The organism is Pararhodobacter oceanensis (assembly GCF_003076755.1).
GTDB classification, from domain to species: Bacteria; Pseudomonadota; Alphaproteobacteria; order Rhodobacterales; family Rhodobacteraceae; genus Pararhodobacter; species Pararhodobacter oceanensis.
Genome location: NZ_QDKM01000001.1, coordinates 657290 through 673581 on the forward strand (window position 1 = coordinate 657290; position 16292 = coordinate 673581).

Consider the following 16292-nt stretch of genomic DNA (forward strand, 5'->3'; position numbering starts at 1 on the left):
CGCCGCCAAATACCCTCCCCGCAACTACCCCGCATCGCTCAACAATTCGGGATATTCACCGCCAAGCCGCCGAGCGCGGTCTCCTTGTATTTCTCGCTCATATCGGCACCGGTTTGCCGCATCGCCTCGATACAATTATCGAGCGGCATGAAGTGCTGCCCGTCGCCCCGCAGCGCCAAAGACGCCGCGCTCACCGCTTTGATCGCGCCCAAGCCGTTGCGCTCGATACAGGGCACTTGCACCAGCCCTTTGACCGGATCGCAGGTCATCCCCAGATGATGCTCGAGCGCGATCTCGGCGGCATTCTCGACCTGCTCGACCGTGCCGCCAAGAACCGCGCAGAGCCCCGCCGCCGCCATCGCCGCGGCACTGCCGACCTCGGCCTGACAGCCGCATTCGGCCCCCGATATACTCGCGTTGTGTTTGATCAAACCGCCAATCGCCGCCGCGGTCAGCAGGAACTCCTCGACCCTGTCGCTACGCGCGCCCGGCACATGATCGAGGTAATAGCGGATGACGGCAGGGATCACCCCCGCCGCGCCATTGGTCGGCGCGGTCACCACCTGCCCGCCCGCGGCATTCTCTTCATTGACCGCCATCGCATAGGTCGACATCCAGTCGTTGATCACATGCGGCGCGGTGATATTGAGCCCGCGTTCGGCCAGTAACGCCTCATGGATCGCCTTCGCCCGCCGCCGCACCTTCAGCCCACCGGGCAGCACCCCGTCGCTGGTCAAGCCGCGCTCGATACAGGCATTCATCACCGCCCAGATCCGCTGGGTGCCCTCGCGCAGCGCCACCCCGTCGCGTACCACCAACTCATTGGCGCGCTTCATCCCGGCAATCGTCAGTCCCGATTTGCGCGCCATCTCCATCATCTCGTTGGCCGACTGGAACGGATAGGGGATATTCGGCCCCTGCACCCCCGCCTCGCCCGCCTGATGCTCGGCCTCGGTGACGACAAACCCGCCGCCGATGGAGAAATAGGTCTCCTGCGCGATGATATCGCCCTGCGCATCGCGCGCCAGCAACACCATGCCGTTGGCATGCCCGTCCAAGGCCGGCCCGTAGTCAAACACCAGATCCACCTTCGGATCAAACGCCAGTTCCGGCAGATCCGGTGGCGAGACGATCTTGCGCGTATGGATATCCGCCAGCGCCGCCTCGGCCCGCGCCGCGTCATAGCTTTCGGGCAAAAACCCCGCCAGCCCGAGGATCACCGCGCGGTCCGTGGCATGGCCGACACCGGTGAAGGCCAGCGACCCATGCAGACGCGCGCCGACCCCATGCGGCTGGAACGGCAGGCTGCGCAGATGCGCCAGAAACCGCGCCGCCGCCACCATCGGCCCCATCGTGTGGCTCGACGACGGACCAATGCCGATCTTGAACATATCGAAAACAGACAGGAACATCGCAGCCTCACCTATTGCCCAACGCCAATGATCGCCCCGCGTCACGGCGCGCCCGCCCTACCTATCCCGCCCCGCGCCGCAGATCAGCCCAGAGGCGACCCAACACCACCTGTTTCAGACCCCGCGCCGCTGATCCGCGCCACCGAACCGCACAACCCGCGCGCCCACTCACCATGCCACACCCTGCCACCCACACGCCTCCCCCACCCGCGCGCAGATCAAGCCGCCCGCTTCGCAGTCAATACCCCCAGCGCTACCCACTTTCATCCAGCTTACAGCCCGCGCACCTCTCCCCCATCCGCACGCCCCGCCCCGTCATCTGTCCAAAAATATCCTCGGGGTGAGCGCGCAGCGCGAGGGGGCAAAGCCCCCTTCCCCACCCAAACCCCGCGCGCCCCCGCATCCGCACACCCCACCCCACCCCACCACCACGCCTCTGGCCGCCACGCGCTGCGCAACCCCGCACAGGCGCCCAAACAGTGTCGGGCGCCCCCTCTGCGTCTCGCCACCTCCAATCACCCGCCACGCCCCTGGCCACCACGGGCCGCGCCCGACCCTCCCCCCGGGAGGGCGCCTTGGCGATGTCATTCACCGCGCATCCGCCACTTCTGCTTTAAAGCACACCGCGCCGTGGCAAGGGCAGTTGCGCCCACCCAGTGTCGGGCGCATCCCTCCTCGCTTTGCCGCCTGCCGAATACGTAACCACAGTTAATCAAACCCTAACCCGACAGACCAACCCATTGATTTTCAACGATTCACCCCCTGTCCCACGCGCGGGACCACACCCCAAGCCCGAAAAAATCCACCATCGCCCTTTGAGATGCCCCCGATCCTGCTATACCAATCCCAGACCCCAATCCCGGAGCCCCTCATGGCGATCAATCTGACCCCCGTCGACCGCGCCAAATATGCCGCCGCCCGCCGCGCCGTGGATCTTGTCGAGGACGGGATGAAGCTCGGCCTCGGCACCGGTTCCACCGCCGCCTGGATGGTCCGCGCGCTGGCCCAGAAGGTGCGCGATGAAGGGCTGCGCCTGACCTGCGTGCCGACCTCCGCCCGCACCGCCGATCTCGCCCGCGAATTGGGCCTGCGGGTGGTCCCTTTCGAGGACGCCGGCTGGCTGGATATGACCATCGATGGCACCGATGAATTCGACGGCAATCTGGCGCTGATCAAAGGTGGGGGCGGGGCGCATCTGATGGAAAAAATCGTCGCCACCGCCAGCGACCGGATGGTGGTGATTACGGATGCTTCGAAGGAAGTGAAAGCCCTCGGCGCCTTCCCTCTGCCCGTCGAGGTGGTTCCGTTTGGCTGGCAAGCGAGCCGGATGTTGATTGAGGAACTTCTGGCGGCGATGGATGTGATGGGCACGCAGGCGTCGCTCAGGATGAATGGGAGCCGCCCTTATATTACCGATGAGGGCAACCATATTCTTGATCTGTCGCTGGGCCGGATCGGGAACCCGCGGCAGCTATCCTTGGCGCTCAATCAGGTGCCGGGGGTGGTGGAAAACGGGCTGTTTATTGATATCTGCGACGCGGTGGTGATCGGCTTTCCCGACGGCATGGTCGAGCTGCGCGATATTACCAGCGGGACGGTCGAGCATGAGCGGATTTTGTTTGAAGATACCGAGAATATCTTTAGCGACGTCTGAGCGGTGTCCCGCACGTGGGACAGATCGTGAATCGCTATTTTTCAATAGGTTAGCTTGCCGCATTAAGTGGGACTTAACCAAGATACCCCGTAGGGTGTGTGCTTTGCACGCACCATTACTGCGCCCGAAGGTCTCAGACGTGTTGATCAATCAGCACCGGATTTCCGTCAGGATCAAGCAGCGAGATATGCGCCGGCCCGCTGCCCTCGGGATCGGTGGTCTGGGTCAGTTCCAGCCCCGCGCCTTGCAGCGCCGACTGGATCGCGCGCACATCGGTGAATTCGGCCAAAGTCTGCGCATTCCCGTCCCAACCCGGATTGAAGGTCAGCATATTGCGCTCGAACATGCCTTGGAACAATCCGATCACCGCCGTCGGGCCTTTCATGATCAGCCAGCCCTGCGCCGGATCGCCGCCCATCGCGTCAAATCCCAGCGCCTCATAAAACGCCTGTGACGCGGCGAGATCCTTGACCGCCAGACTGAGTGAAAATGCACCAAGATCCATCGCTCTCTCCTTCATCATGTCGCCCTTATCCCATGTTACCACGCGGCAGCCTATAGCAACGATCACGAAAGCGTCGCTGGCGCGGCGTTCCGCGCTCTGGAACCGGACCGGTAAGTGTGGAATAACGCGCGCCAAGACGATATCCCGTCACCACCCGGCCAGGCGACTGGCGGGGAGAGTGACCTAGACGACCGCCCCAAGGAGACCGGCCCATGACCACTTTCGACTATGATCTGTTTGTTATCGGCGGCGGCTCGGGCGGGGTGCGCGCGGCGCGGATCGCCAGCGGCGAGCATGGCGCCAAAGTGGCGATGGCCGAAGAATTCCGCATGGGCGGCACCTGCGTCATTCGCGGCTGCGTGCCGAAAAAACTGATGGTCTTTGCCGCCGGACATGGCGCCGCGATTGACGATGCCGCCGCTTACGGCTGGCAGGTCGAGAAGGGCCGCTTTGACTGGTCGAAATTCCGCGCGATGATGGATGCCGAGTTGAACCGGCTGGAAAGCATCTATACCCGCAACGCCGAGGCCGCAGGCGTCACCATCTACCACCAGCGCGCCACTGTCGCCGATCCGCATACCGTGCGACTGGCCGACGGGCGCGAGGTCACTGCCCGCCATATCCTGATTGCCACCGGCGGCACGCCCTTTGTCCCAGACGCCTATGCGGACACCGGCGCGATGACCTCGAACGAGATTTTCCTGATGGACCAGATGCCCGGCTCGATGCTGGTCATCGGCGGCGGCTTCATCGCCTGCGAGATGGCCGGGATCATGCAGGGTTTGGGCGCGCAGGTCACTTTGATGTATCGCGGCGCGCAAATCCTGCGCGGCTTTGACGATGATCTGCAAGAGCATGTCGCGGCGGCGCTGGTGAGCCAAGGGCTGAACCTTGAGGTCAACACCGACCTGACCAAGCTCGAGCGGCTTGAGGATGGCCGGTTCCGCGCCACCTGCACCCAAGGCCGCGTGCGCGAATATGACAGCGTGTTGTTTGCCACCGGTCGCCGCGCCAATACCGACGGGCTGGGACTGGCCGAGGCCGGTGTTACGCTGGGCAAAGGCGGTGAAGTGGTGGTCGATGCCTATTCGCAGACCAATATCCCCTCGATCTTTGCCGTTGGCGATGTCACCGACCGTATCCAGCTGACGCCGGTGGCGATCCGCGAGGGTCATGCCTTTGCCGATACCGTCTTTGGCGGCACGCCGGTGAAACCCGACCATACGATGGTCGCCAGCGCGGTCTTCACCCGCCCCGAAGCGGGCACCGTTGGCCTGACCGAAGAGCAAGCCAGCGCCGAGGGGCCGGTCGAGATCTATATGGCCAGCTTCAACCCGATGCAGTCCTCGTTCATCAAGGCCGAGAGCAAAGCGCTGATGAAACTGGTGGTCTGCGCCGAGACCCGCCGCGTCAAAGGCTGCCATATCGTAGCACCGGGGGCGGGCGAATTGATCCAGCTAGCCGGTGTGGCGCTGAAAATGGGCGCCACCAAAGACGATTTCGACGCCACCACGGCGGTGCATCCGACTATGTCCGAAGAACTGGTTTTGCTGCGCAAACCCACGCGCAGCGTTGCAAAGACCGGATAATCGGAAGAAAACGACTCCGGCGGGGCCTGATCTGGGCCTTCCGGCTTGAACTCGCGGGTTTTGTGACCAATTCAAACACAGGACTCTAATGTAAGACAGACCCGAACAAGGAGTGGCCATGTCTGGTAATTCAGGAGGCCCCTGGGGCGGCGGCGGTGGAAACCGTGGCGGCTCTGGTGGCAACAACCGTCCGAACGGCGGCGGTGGTGGCGGTGGCGGTGGGCCGGAACGCCCGCAGATCCCCGAAATTGACGATCTCGTGCGTAAGGGCCAGCAGCAGCTTAAGGTGCTGATGGGCGGACGTGGCGGTCAGGGCGGCAATGGCGGCTCGGGCGATGGCTCGGGTCCGGGGATCAGCGGTCGCGGCATCATCTTTGGCCTGTTGGCCATCGCGGCGCTCTGGGCCTATGCCTCCTTCTACACGGTCAAACCCGAAGAACGCTCGGTTGAGCTGTTGTTCGGTCAGGAATACCGTGTCGGCAATCCGGGTCTGAACTTTGCCCCTTGGCCGGTGGTCTCGGCGGAAATCGTGCAGGTGACGACCGAGCGGGTGACCGAAGTCGGCACTGGCCGCGCCGGATTGGACTCGGGCCTGATGCTGACCCGTGATGAAGCCGTGGTCGACATCCAGTTCCAGATCGTCTGGAACATCACCGATCCGAACAACTATCTGTTCAACCTTGCGGACCCGTCGAACACGGTGCGCGCGGTGTCGGAATCCGCCATGCGTGACATTATCGCGCGTTCGGAACTCTCGCCGATTCTCAACCGTGACCGGGCGACGATTGCTGCCGAATTGCGGGCTGCGGTTCAGGAGACCCTGAACAGCTATGAGGCCGGGATCAACATCATCCGGGTGAACTTTGACCGCGCCGACCCGCCGCGTGACGTGATCGACAGCTTCCGCGAAGTGCAGGCCGCACGACAGGAGCGCGACCGTCTCGAGCGTCAGGCCGATGCCTATGCCAACCGCGTGTTGGCCGGTGCCCGTGGTGAAGCCGCGCAGGTGCAGGAACAGGCCGAAGCTTACCGCGCCGAGGTGATCAACCTTGCCGAGGGTGAGGCCAGCCGCTTCATCGCGGTCTGGGAAGAATACCGCAACGCGCCGGAAGTCACGCGCGAGCGGATGTATCTGGAAACCATGGAGCGGGTGCTCGGCGGTATGGATCTGACGATCCTCGACAATGTCACCGGCGCCGGTGGCTCGGGCGTGGTGCCCTATCTGCCGCTTGACGGCCTGCGCAGCCAGTCCGGCACGCGCTCAACCGCAGGGAGCAACTGATGAAACGCTTAACGCTTTTGATCCCCGTTGTCGTGATTGCCGTGGCCGTGGTGCTGTCCTCGATGTTCGTCGTTGACGAGCGCGAGAACGTCTTGGTGCTGCAATTTGGTCAGGTCAAACAGGTCCGCGAGGAGCCGGGGCTGTATTTCCGCATCCCGTTCATCCAGGAAGTGGTGCGCTATGACGCGCGTATCCTGGGCCTGCAGACGCAACCGCTTGAGGTCACCCCCGCCGATGACCGCCGTCTGGTCGTCGACGCCTTCGCGCGCTGGCGCATCGAGGATGTGCAACGCTTCCGCCAAGCCGTCGGTGTTGAGGGGATCCGCGCTGCGCAGGTGCGTATCGAGAGCATCCTGAACGCCGCCATCCGGCAGGTTCTGGGGTCGGTGCCTTCGGGTGCGGTGCTGTCGGAAAACCGCACCGGGCTGATGAACCAGACCCGCGATGTGGCCCGCCGCGAGGCGCTGTCGCTGGGCGTTGACGTGATCGACGTGCGGCTGACGCGCACCGATCTGCCCGAGCAGAACCTCGCCGCGACCTATGCAAGGATGCGCGCCGAGCGGGAACGCGAAGCCGCCGACGAGATCGCCCGTGGTAACGAGGCCGCGCAGCGGATCCGCGCGCTGGCCGACCGGACGGTGGTTGAACTGGTGTCCTCGGCGACCCGCGACAGCGAGATCATCCGCGGTGAAGCGGACGCCCAGCGGAACCGTGTGTATGCCGAAGCCTTCGGTCGCGATCCCGAGTTCTTTGCCTTCTCGCGCTCGATGACCTCCTACGAGCGGGCATTGGGTGCGAATTCGGCGATGGTGCTGAGCCCGGACAGCGATTACTTCCGCTTCCTGCGTGAGAGTGATCCTTTCGGCGCCGGTGCCCAAGGTGCAACCTCTGCGGCTGCCGAAGTTCCGGCTGAGGCGCCTGCGCCTGAAGCAGAGGCAGACCCCGCGCCTGCGGCTGAGCCTGCCCCTGCAGGGGCGCCGGCCTCGACCGCACCGGCTGGCACCGGCCTTGCGGCCCCTGCCGAGAGCAACTGATCCTCCTGCGCCCCCGCGTTTGCCGGGGGCGCAGTTCTTTTCAGGGATGCCCAAGCAATTCGCGCCCCCGCCCCCCTTTTCAAAGACAATTCTCCGATGACCAACACCGCCCCCCAATCCGCCCAACTCGACAGTGGTGAGACTGAAATCGCGGTGTTTCGCGTCGATAAAACCCGCTACTGGCGCGATCACGGGATCATGGCGCTGGTGCTGATGGCGCTGGCCGGTGCGGTGCTCTGGGCGATCGATTCGCCCTACCCCGCGATCGGCTCGCTGGGTGCGATCCTCGCGGTCGCTCTGCGCGCCGCCTATCTGGCCAGTGAGGCCTTTGCCCTGCGCTGGACCCTGACCAACCGGCGGCTGATCCTGCCCGGTGGCCAACGCGCCCTGCAACTCTTGGAAATCGAGACGGCGCGCATCCTGCTTGGCGATGTGCAGGTGATCACCCTCAGCGGCGATAAGCATTTGTTAAAACATCTGGGCGATGCTCGGGGCGTGATCACGCAAATCCTGACCGCCCGCGACAAGCGTGCGCGGCGTGCGAGCGGCTGAACGCCCTTTTGACTGCCGCACGGCTCCTCGTCGCCGGTAGCGCCCGGCCACACGAGCCGCTATAAGCCCGCTGACAGCTAGCGGGACCAAAGAGGCGGCATATGACCCTGTATTTCACCAATGCCCGGTTGATCGACCCCGAGGCCGGCACCGACCGCCTCGGCAGTCTGGTCGCAGATGACGGGCAGATCACCGAGATCGACCCAAAGACCCCTCCCGCGGGGGCCGAAGTGATTGATTGCCGTGGCAAATGTCTGGCGCCGGGGCTGGTGGATTGGGGCGTGCATGTGGGCGAACCGGGCGCGCGTCATAAGGAAAGCCTGCGCACCGCCGGTCAGGCGGCGGCGGCGGGCGGCGTCACCACATTCATCACCCGCCCCGACACCTCGCCCGCGGTGGATATGCCGGAAACGCTGGACTTTCTGCGCCGCCGCTCGGCCTCGGAAAGCCCGGTGAACATCCACCATATGGCCGCGCTGACCCGCAACCGCGAGGGGCAGGAAATGGCCGAGATCGGCTTTTTGCTCGACGCCGGTGCGCTGGCCTTTACCGATGGCGAGAATGTCGCGCAGGGCACCAAAGTGTTGGGCCGTTGCCTGACCTATGCGCGCAGCCTTGGCGCGCTGGTTGTCGGCCACCCGCAAGACCCCGGATTGAGCAAGGGCGCCGCCGTGACCACCGGCAAATTCGCCAGTCTGCGCGGGTTGCCGGGCGTGTCGCCGATGGCCGAGCGGATGGGATTTGACCGCGATATGGCCTTGGTCGAGATGACCGGCGTGCGCTATCACGCCGACCAGATCACCTGCGCGCGCAGCCTGCCGGCGCTGGAACGGGCCAAGAAAAACGGGCTGGATGTGACCGCGGGCGTCTCGATTCACCATCTGACGCTGAATGAATTCGACGTCGGCGATTACCGCACGTTTTTCAAACTGACCCCGCCCCTGCGCGCCGAGGATGACCGGATCGCGGTGATCCAGGCGGTCGCCGACGGGCTGATCGACGTGATCTGCTCGATGCACACGCCGCAAGACGAGGAAAGCAAACGCCTGCCGTTTGAAGAGGCGGCGGCGGGGGCGGTCGGGCTGGAAACCCTGCTGCCGGCGTCGATGCGGCTGTATCATTCGGGCTATCTGACGCTGCCGCAATTGTGGCGCGCGATGGCGCTCAATCCGGCGCGGCGGCTGGGCCTGCCTTGCGGGCGGCTGAGCGCGGGCGCGCCTGCCGATCTGGTGCTGTTTGATCCCGATGCGCCCTTTGTCCTCGACCGGTTTGCGCTGCGCTCGAAGTCGAAAAACACGCCCTTTGACGGCACGAGAATGGAGGGTAAGGTTCTGGCCACCTATGTTGCCGGACAACCGGTCTATGAACGCGAGGCCGCATGACCTTCCTTCCCGTGATCGACACTGCGCCGCTGGTCTTAACCATGATCGCGCTGGCGTCTTACCTTTTGGGCTCGGTGCCTTTCGGCTTGGTGATCACCCGCTTGCTGGGGTTGGGCGACCTGCGCGCGATTGGCTCGGGCAATATCGGCGCGACCAATGTGCTGCGCACCGGCAACAAAGCCGCCGCCGCGGCGACGCTGCTGCTGGATGCGGGCAAGGGCGCGATTGCGGTGTTGATCGCGCGCACGATCGCTGGCGAGGACGCCGCGCAACTCGCTGGTTTTGCTGCGTTTTTGGGGCACCTGTATCCGATATGGCTGGGTTTCAAAGGCGGCAAGGGCGTGGCGACTTTCTTGGGCACATTGCTGGCGCTGGCTTGGCCGATCGGGTTGTTGTGTTGCGCCACATGGCTGGTGACAGTGGCGCTGACGCGGATTTCCTCGGCCTCGGCGCTGGTCGCTTCGGCTTCGGCGGCGCTCTGGTGCTGGATCATCGGCCCGCAATCGCTGATCATTCTGGCTTTGGCGCTCACGGCGCTGGTCTGGCTGCGCCATGCGAGCAATATCAAGCGCTTGCTGGCTGGCAATGAGCCGCGGGTTGGTAAATAGCCGGCGTTAACCGGTTAACTATGTGCATGTTGGTTAACAGCCCGCGTTAACTACAAATCCCGCGGGTCTGCGCGTCGCGCCACGGGATGCGCACCGGCCAATCCGGCAGATCGCGCGGTTCCATCACCTGTGACAGCAGCGCGTGCAACCGCTCGGTCCGCCGCCCCTGCGGGTCCAGCGCCGCGCAGCAGACGTATTCCTCGACCAGACTGGCCTGTTGCTCATAGCCGTAGTCGCTGAAATTCGGCGCGTGATCGGCGTCGAACAGATAGGGATCGACGCCGCGCTGATGCTCGAGCCCGACGCGCAGGGGCGAATAGCCGGTGGTCGCGCGGTTCTGCCATTGCCAGACATGGGTGACCTCATGGGCGAAAAACATCGCCAGCCCCAAGGGCATGGTGCCATCGGGCAGGCGAACAAAATCCTCTTGCATCAGATCATCGCGCACGCGGATGTGGTTCCACAGGGTGACGCCCGCGGTGCGTCCGGTCAGAATCTCGGTGGTCGGCGGCGGCACGATACGCTCGCGGCATGTGGTTTGCGGGCGGGCGCGGAATTGATGTTCGCGCAGCCCGATGACGCGGCTGGCGCTGAACCGCACCTGCGTGCTGTCGAGCCCGTCACCGAAGAGGCGCGAGGCCAATTCGGTCTCATGTATGGTTAACGGGCGACCGCAGGCGGACAAAGACAGGAAAATCAACAGGGTGATCAGGATGCGCATGGCGCTATCGAAGAGCGCCGCGGCCCATCCGTCAAGTCAAATCACCGCCGATCGACTTCAACATCTGGCGTTCATAGAGCCGCGGCGCCAGCCGGTTGAGCCACCACGCCAAGCCCGCCACACGCCCGACGGGGATGAAATCGCGGCGCTTGTCGAGCCCCGAGAGGATCACAAGCGCGGCGGCCTCGGCACTGATCTCATCGACGCCGTCGCGCGCGGCGCCCGGTGGTCCGAGATGCTGCGCGTCGAAGGCGGCCCCGGGATTGGTGGCGACAAAGGAGGGCGCGGCGAGCGCGCAACGCACGCCGAACGGCGCCTCTTCGCCGCGCAAAGAGCCGAAAAATCCGGTCAGCGCGTGTTTCGACGCCGCATAGGCGGTGCGGTGTTTCAGCGGTGCGAAACCGGCCACCGAGGTGATCGCCAGATGGGTGCCCGAGGCGGCGCGGAGGTCGTGGAGCAGGGCCTGCGCGACATGGACCGCGCCCCAGTAATTGACCTCGAACAGGCGACGGTGGGCGGCGGGATCGGACTGTGCGAAGGGGGCGATCATGGTGATGCCGGCGGAATAGATCGCCAGATCAATGCTCGGTCGCGCGGCGCGGATCTCGGCGCAGACCGCCGCGACCTGCGCGGGATCGGTGACGTCGCAGGGGTGCAGGCTTTGCTGCGCGCTGGCACTTAAAGCGGCGGTTTTATCCGGCAGATCCAAGAGCGCCGTGACCCATCCCCGTGCCTGCAATTGCAGGGCCAGCGCCAGTCCGAGGCCGCCTGCCCCGCCGGTGATCACTGCGGTTTTCCCGCCGTTGTCGCGCGCGCCCCTCATGGCTGTGCCCATTTGCGCCAGAGGTCGAAGACCTGCGCCGAGGTTAATTCCGGCACGTAGCCGAAGCGTTCCTTCAGCGCCGTATTGTCCAGCACCGGACGGTATTGCAGAAAGCCGACCTGCTCGGGGCCGTAACGGCTCAGCCCGATTGGCCGAGCAACGCCAAGCGCCCCGCGCAGCAGCCACGCCGGAAGTGTCAGCACCGGCTTGCCCATCGCCTGCGCCAATTGCGTCATAGTCATCGCCCCGTCTCCGGCGACGTTATAGATCCCTGCCGGCCCGTCAGTGGCGGCGCGAATCAAGATACGCTCCAAATCTTTACTCCAGATGAACACGAATGGACTGTCGGCGCCGGCCACGCGCAGTAACCTTTTCTTATGAAAGAGTGCGGTAATCTGATTCTCGATGCCCGCGCCCAACACGGTGCCGACCCGCAAGATTACCTGCTCTAATGCGGGGTGCGCCTGTCTGGCCTCTGCCAGCATCTCTTCGACCTGCCGCTTGTGATCGGCATAGGGGAATTCAACGTTACCGCGCAGCGGATCGCTTTCAACGAGAGGGACCGGATTATCCGCATGATAGCCATAGGCCGCGCCCGAGGAGGTCACGATCAGGCGCCGCACGCCATGCGCTACACAGGCCCGCAAGACTTTGCGGCTGCCCTGCACATCGACGCGCCATTCAAACGCGCGGGTGGAGCCTTTGGGCGGCGTCACAATCGAGGCCAGATGGATCACCACCTCGGGCCGGAACGCACCGATCACGCGGTCGGCATCATCTCCGGTCACATCAAGCCGCTGGAAATTGGCCTCCGCGATGGGCTGTAGATCGGTGGCGAGCACCTCATGCGCGCCCAGCCCCGCCAGCAAGGCGCGCCCGACATTGCCGCCCGCGCCGGTGATCAGGATGCGGGTCATAGTAGCCGCCTCGCCCAGAGGAGCGCCAGCACCAGACCGGTAATCGCGTGCCACATGCCCCAAAAGGCGGCGACCACCGCCATGCCACCAAGGCCACCGAAGAAGGCGAAGATCAGGATCAAGCCGAGGCCGGAATTCTGGATGCCGGTCTCGATGGTGATCGAACGCCGGTCGCGCGGGCTGAGCCCCGCCAGCGTCGCGATGGTAAAGCCGAGCCCCAATGCCACGGCGTTATGCACTGCGACCAATCCCGCCACTTTGCCTGCAAGATCAAGGAAGTATTGCCAGTTCGACGCCAGTGCCGCGATGATAAAGCCGATGAAAATCACCATCGACAGCAGTTGCGCCGGACGCCGGATGCGCGTGGCCAGATCCGGCAGGCGGGCGTTCACCATCATGCCCAAGGCGAGCGGCAGCACCAGCATGAAGATCACGGTGATCGCCACTTGCACGGGGTCGATCTGGGTCGCGACAAGGATCGCGCGGGTCGGCGCATAAAGCCCGCCCCAGAGCGCGATATTCAGCGGCGTCAGGATGATCGCCGCGACCGTGGCAATCGCGGTCATGCTGACCGAAAGCGCGGTGTTGCCGCCCGCGCGGTGGCTCAGGTAGTTCGAGATATTCCCGCCCGGACAGGCGGCGACAAGGATCAATCCCAGCGCGATGGAGGCGCGGGGTTGAAACAGCAGCACGAGGCCGAAGGTCACCGCGGGCAAGGCGAGGAATTGCGCGAAAAATCCGGCCAGTAGCGGGCGCGGGGCTTTGATCAGGGCGCGGAATTGCGCCATGCGCAGGTCGAGCGCGATGGAAAACATCACCACCGCGAGGATTGCGTTAAGCAGCATCAAGGATGCCGGCGAGAAGTTCAGCATCGCCTCATCAATTCCGGTCATCGCCACCTCCCAGCGCTTTGATACGGGTCGTCACCGCCCGACGGTAGGTCGCGCGGTCAACGTAATAGGCCATCCGCGGCAGATCGACATAGTCCATGCCACCGGTCAAGCGGCTGAAACCCTTGGATTTTTCGGACTGGATCGCGGCGGCGGCGGGGGAACCCTCACGCAGCCCGCGGATATAGCGCGCGACCAGTTCGGCCTGCTCATGACGGCCCTGCCAGCCCAGACCGGCGGCCTCGACCATGCCCATAACAAAGAGATCGTCGCGCTCGGGGTGCAGGCAATTGAGAAACAGATGCGGCGCGGGGCCCTGCCAGTTGAGCAACTCGCGGTCGATGAACGGGTAATCGAGCAGATAACCGGTGGCGGCGATGACCAGATCGTAGTCCGCCGATGTGCCATCGGTGAAATGCACGGTTTTGCCGTCAAACCGCGCGATGTCGGGGCGCAGGTCGATGTCGCCGTGACCGGCGTGGAAGATCACCATGGAATTGACCACCGGATGCGATTCGTAAAGCTGGTGATCGGGCTCGGGAAAACCCAGCCGCTGGGCGTCGCCGACAAACCAGCGCAGGATCAACCCGTCGACCCGCCGCTTGAGCCACATCGGCAGTTTGATCGCGCCGCCGACGGTATCGGCGGGCTTGCCGAACACGTATTTGGGCACGAAATGCACGCCGCGGCGCATCGACAGACTGGTGCTTTGCGCGTGATGCACCGCGTCCACCGCGATGTCGCAGCCAGAGTTGCCGCCGCCGATCACCAAGACCCGCTTGCCGCGCAACTGGTCGGTGCTGCGGTAGGCGGCGGAGTGGATCAGCTCGACGTCGAACTGGCCTTTGAAGCTGGGCATATTGGGCTCGGAGAGGGTGCCATTGGCGATGATCACTCCGGCGTAATGCCCCGAATGCGTGCCCTCCCCGTCGCACCACTCGACCTGCCAATGATCGCCGATGGGCGCACAGTGGGTCACTTCGGCATTGAAGCGATAGTGGCGGCGCAGGTCGAAATGCTCGGCGAAATCGCGGAAATAATCGCGCAACACGTGATGCGCGGGGTAGTCCGGCGTGCCCTCGGGCATCGGGAAATCGGCGAATTCGGTGGTCGTGCGCGAGGAAATCAGATGCGCGCTGTCATACATCGTCGAGCGCGGCGCCGAGATATCCCAGAGCCCGCCAACATCGGAATGCAGCTCGAACCCCTCGAAGGCAATGCCTTGTTCGGTCAGGGTTTTTGCCATCGCCAAACCCATCGGTCCGGCACCGATCAGGGCAAAAGGCCTGTCACTCATACGTTCCTCCCTCGTATTTCATGGCTTATCTGTCGCGCCCTATCCTGCCCGCTGCCTCATAGCCGCCCCCCGTCGAGCAGGCGTTGCAGGAACTGGCGGGTGCGCGGGTGTTCGGGTGCGCCGAACAGGTCTTTGGGCGGCGCGTGTTCGGCGATGCGACCGGCGTCGAGAAAACACACGCGGTCGGCGAGATCGCGGGCGAACCCCATCTCATGGGTGACGATCACCATGGTCATGCCGCGGTCCTTGAGGCCACGGATCACCGCCATCACATCGCCGACCAGCTCGGGATCGAGGGCGGCGGTGATCTCGTCTAGCAGCAGCACATCAGGCTCACCGGCGAGCGCGCGGACCACCGCCACGCGCTGTTGCTGGCCGCCCGAAAGTTGCTCAGGGTAGGCTTTGGCGAAGCGCTCCATGCCGAATAGCGCGAGGATTTCCATCGCCTGCTCGTTGGCCTCAACGCGGCTTTGGCCATGCACCTTGCGCGGCGCGAGGGTGATATTGTCGAGCACATTCATATGCGGAAACAGGTTGTAGGCCTGAAACACGATGCCGATGCGGCGCTGGAGGCCGGTCTTGCCAAAGCTGGCGTCGCTGACCGGCACACCGTCGAGGCGGATCTCGCCCCAGTCAGGCTCGACCAGCCGGTTGACGCAGCGCAGCAGGGTGGATTTGCCGCTGCCCGAGGCGCCGATCAGGCAGACGACCTCATGCCGCGCGACCTGTAGATCGACGCGGTCGAGCACCAGATTATCGCCGAAATATTTGGTTAATCCGTCAATCTCGATCATCTATTCAGTCACCTGCAAGCGCCGCTCGCGGTCGCGGCGGGTGATCCAGTCGGCCAGTCGCGCCATCGGGATCGTAGCCAGCAAAAACAGCAGGGCGGCGACCACCAGCGAGGAATAATTGAAGGTGCCGGCGGTGTAGATCTGCGCCTCGCGCACGGCGTCGCGCACCCCGATCACCGACAGGAGTGCCACGTCCTTTTGCAGGGCGACGATGATATTCATCAAGGATGGCAAGACGTTGCGGATCGCTTGCGGCAGGATCGCATGGATCATCACCTGCCATTCATTGAGCCCGAGCGCATGGGCGGCGGCGCGCTGCCCCTCGTGGACGGCATCGATGCCCGAGCGGTAAATCTCGCAGACATAGGCCGAGTAGCTGAGCACCATGGCGAAACCGCCCCAGAACAGGCCGGAATTGGGCAATCCGGGGATGCGCAGGGCGGGGATGCCAAAGCCGAAGAGGATCACCAGCAAGAGCACCGGCAGGCCGCGAAACAGGTCGATATAGAGCACCACCATCAGCCGGAAGGGCGCGAACCACGGGCCGCGCAGAGAGCGAATCACCGCGAGCAGCAGCGCCCAGACACCGATGGCCACGACCGCGATCAGCCAGACCTGCATATTGATCAAAAACCCGGTCGCGACCTTGGGCGCGGCGGCGATCATGTGATCAAGATTGAAAAACTGCGCCTGGATGCGCGGCCAGTTCGGGTTGGTGGCGACCAGCCATGCCAATGCGCCGAACATCACCACGATGGAGCCCGCGCTGATCAGGCCGGGCACCATGGCGGTGCGCCAGTCAAAGCCCCGCCGCCGGGGGGGCGGCGGGGGT

General features: G+C 64.4%; 16 protein-coding genes. 7 read left to right on the forward strand and 9 right to left on the reverse strand.

Annotated elements, in window-relative coordinates; translation table 11 throughout:
- Positions 1–38 precede the first annotated feature (38 nt).
- A complete protein-coding gene (locus DDE20_RS02895) occupies positions 39–1412 on the reverse strand; it encodes an L-serine ammonia-lyase (RefSeq protein ID WP_116556919.1) in 1374 nt (457 codons plus the stop codon).
- Positions 1413–2283: 871 nt separating this feature from the next.
- Here DDE20_RS02895 and rpiA point away from each other — a divergent pair.
- Positions 2284–3066 (forward strand): ribose-5-phosphate isomerase RpiA, encoded by a 783-nt coding sequence (rpiA, locus tag DDE20_RS02900; RefSeq protein ID WP_116556920.1) that lies wholly within the window; start codon positions 2284–2286, stop codon positions 3064–3066.
- 133 nt (positions 3067–3199) lie between these two features.
- Here rpiA and DDE20_RS02905 read toward each other — a convergent pair whose 3' ends face one another.
- Positions 3200–3589, reverse strand: coding sequence for a VOC family protein (locus DDE20_RS02905; RefSeq protein WP_240607817.1), 390 nt, complete (start codon positions 3587–3589; stop codon positions 3200–3202).
- A gap of 194 nt (positions 3590–3783) precedes the next feature.
- Here DDE20_RS02905 and gorA point away from each other — a divergent pair, with 194 nt between their 5' ends.
- The 6 genes from gorA (at position 3784) to plsY (ending at position 10018) form a co-directional block, all read left to right on the forward strand.
- Positions 3784–5160 (forward strand): glutathione-disulfide reductase, encoded by a 1377-nt coding sequence (gene gorA / locus DDE20_RS02910; RefSeq protein ID WP_116556922.1) that lies wholly within the window; start codon positions 3784–3786, stop codon positions 5158–5160.
- A gap of 118 nt (positions 5161–5278) precedes the next feature.
- Positions 5279–6442 (forward strand): FtsH protease activity modulator HflK, encoded by a 1164-nt coding sequence (hflK, locus tag DDE20_RS02915; RefSeq protein ID WP_116556923.1) that lies wholly within the window; start codon positions 5279–5281, stop codon positions 6440–6442.
- Positions 6442–7476, forward strand: a complete 1035-nt coding sequence (gene hflC, locus DDE20_RS02920) for a protease modulator HflC (protein ID WP_116556924.1) — start codon at positions 6442–6444, stop codon at positions 7474–7476. Before hflK ends, hflC begins: the two co-directional genes overlap by 1 nt.
- A gap of 96 nt (positions 7477–7572) precedes the next feature.
- Positions 7573–8028 (forward strand): hypothetical protein, encoded by a 456-nt coding sequence (locus DDE20_RS02925; protein WP_116556925.1) that lies wholly within the window; start codon positions 7573–7575, stop codon positions 8026–8028.
- 101 nt (positions 8029–8129) lie between these two features.
- Entirely contained in the window at positions 8130–9410 is a 1281-nt protein-coding gene (gene pyrC / locus DDE20_RS02930) for a dihydroorotase (RefSeq protein WP_116556926.1), read from the forward strand.
- Positions 9407–10018 carry a glycerol-3-phosphate 1-O-acyltransferase PlsY gene (plsY, locus tag DDE20_RS02935; protein ID WP_116556927.1) on the forward strand — a complete coding sequence of 204 codons (612 nt, stop codon included), beginning with the start codon at positions 9407–9409 and terminating at the stop codon, positions 10016–10018. Before pyrC ends, plsY begins: the two co-directional genes overlap by 4 nt.
- A 46-nt stretch (positions 10019–10064) precedes the next feature.
- On the opposite strand, the gene DDE20_RS02940 is transcribed toward plsY, so the two are convergent.
- Genes DDE20_RS02940 through DDE20_RS19110 form a run of 7 tightly spaced genes read right to left on the reverse strand, consistent with a single transcriptional unit; the run spans position 10065 to position 16246 of the window.
- Positions 10065–10739, reverse strand: coding sequence for a hypothetical protein (locus DDE20_RS02940; protein WP_116556928.1), 675 nt, complete (start codon positions 10737–10739; stop codon positions 10065–10067).
- 31 nt (positions 10740–10770) lie between these two features.
- Entirely contained in the window at positions 10771–11562 is a 792-nt protein-coding gene (locus DDE20_RS02945) for an SDR family NAD(P)-dependent oxidoreductase (protein WP_116556929.1), read from the reverse strand.
- The gene (locus DDE20_RS02950) at positions 11559–12479 is read right to left on the reverse strand and encodes an SDR family oxidoreductase (protein WP_116556930.1); all 921 of its coding nucleotides are present in this window, start codon (positions 12477–12479) and stop codon (positions 11559–11561) included. The genes DDE20_RS02945 and DDE20_RS02950 overlap by 4 nt, the downstream gene beginning before the upstream one ends.
- A complete protein-coding gene (locus DDE20_RS02955) occupies positions 12476–13372 on the reverse strand; it encodes a bile acid:sodium symporter family protein (protein ID WP_116557237.1) in 897 nt (298 codons plus the stop codon). Before DDE20_RS02955 ends, DDE20_RS02950 begins: the two co-directional genes overlap by 4 nt.
- Entirely contained in the window at positions 13359–14666 is a 1308-nt protein-coding gene (locus tag DDE20_RS02960; protein WP_116556931.1) for a flavin-containing monooxygenase, read from the reverse strand. The genes DDE20_RS02955 and DDE20_RS02960 overlap by 14 nt, the downstream gene beginning before the upstream one ends.
- Positions 14667–14722: 56 nt before the next feature.
- Positions 14723–15460 carry an amino acid ABC transporter ATP-binding protein gene (locus DDE20_RS19105; RefSeq protein ID WP_205961606.1) on the reverse strand — a complete coding sequence of 246 codons (738 nt, stop codon included), beginning with the start codon at positions 15458–15460 and terminating at the stop codon, positions 14723–14725.
- Positions 15461–16246: an amino acid ABC transporter permease gene (locus DDE20_RS19110; protein WP_240607818.1), complete on the reverse strand. Its 786-nt coding sequence runs from the start codon at positions 16244–16246 to the stop codon at positions 15461–15463.
- Positions 16247–16292: the final 46 nt, after the last annotated feature.

Coding starts and splice junctions, on each gene's coding strand:
- pyrC (WP_116556926.1), top strand. CDS start 8,130: ATGACCCTGTATTTCACCAATGCCCGGTTGATCGACCCCGAGGCCGGC.
- DDE20_RS02925 (WP_116556925.1), top strand. CDS start 7,573: ATGACCAACACCGCCCCCCAATCCGCCCAACTCGACAGTGGTGAGACT.
- DDE20_RS19105 (WP_205961606.1), bottom strand. CDS start 15,460: ATGATCGAGATTGACGGATTAACCAAATATTTCGGCGATAATCTGGTG.
- hflC (WP_116556924.1), top strand. CDS start 6,442: ATGAAACGCTTAACGCTTTTGATCCCCGTTGTCGTGATTGCCGTGGCC.
- hflK (WP_116556923.1), top strand. CDS start 5,279: ATGTCTGGTAATTCAGGAGGCCCCTGGGGCGGCGGCGGTGGAAACCGT.
- DDE20_RS02950 (WP_116556930.1), bottom strand. CDS start 12,479: ATGACCCGCATCCTGATCACCGGCGCGGGCGGCAATGTCGGGCGCGCC.
- gorA (WP_116556922.1), top strand. CDS start 3,784: ATGACCACTTTCGACTATGATCTGTTTGTTATCGGCGGCGGCTCGGGC.
- DDE20_RS02905 (WP_240607817.1), bottom strand. CDS start 3,589: ATGATGAAGGAGAGAGCGATGGATCTTGGTGCATTTTCACTCAGTCTG.
- DDE20_RS02940 (WP_116556928.1), bottom strand. CDS start 10,739: ATGCGCATCCTGATCACCCTGTTGATTTTCCTGTCTTTGTCCGCCTGC.
- rpiA (WP_116556920.1), top strand. CDS start 2,284: ATGGCGATCAATCTGACCCCCGTCGACCGCGCCAAATATGCCGCCGCC.
- DDE20_RS02895 (WP_116556919.1), bottom strand. CDS start 1,412: ATGTTCCTGTCTGTTTTCGATATGTTCAAGATCGGCATTGGTCCGTCG.
- DDE20_RS02960 (WP_116556931.1), bottom strand. CDS start 14,666: ATGAGTGACAGGCCTTTTGCCCTGATCGGTGCCGGACCGATGGGTTTG.
- DDE20_RS02945 (WP_116556929.1), bottom strand. CDS start 11,562: ATGAGGGGCGCGCGCGACAACGGCGGGAAAACCGCAGTGATCACCGGC.
- DDE20_RS02955 (WP_116557237.1), bottom strand. CDS start 13,372: ATGACCGGAATTGATGAGGCGATGCTGAACTTCTCGCCGGCATCCTTG.
- DDE20_RS19110 (WP_240607818.1), bottom strand. CDS start 16,246: ATGGTGCCCGGCCTGATCAGCGCGGGCTCCATCGTGGTGATGTTCGGC.
- plsY (WP_116556927.1), top strand. CDS start 9,407: ATGACCTTCCTTCCCGTGATCGACACTGCGCCGCTGGTCTTAACCATG.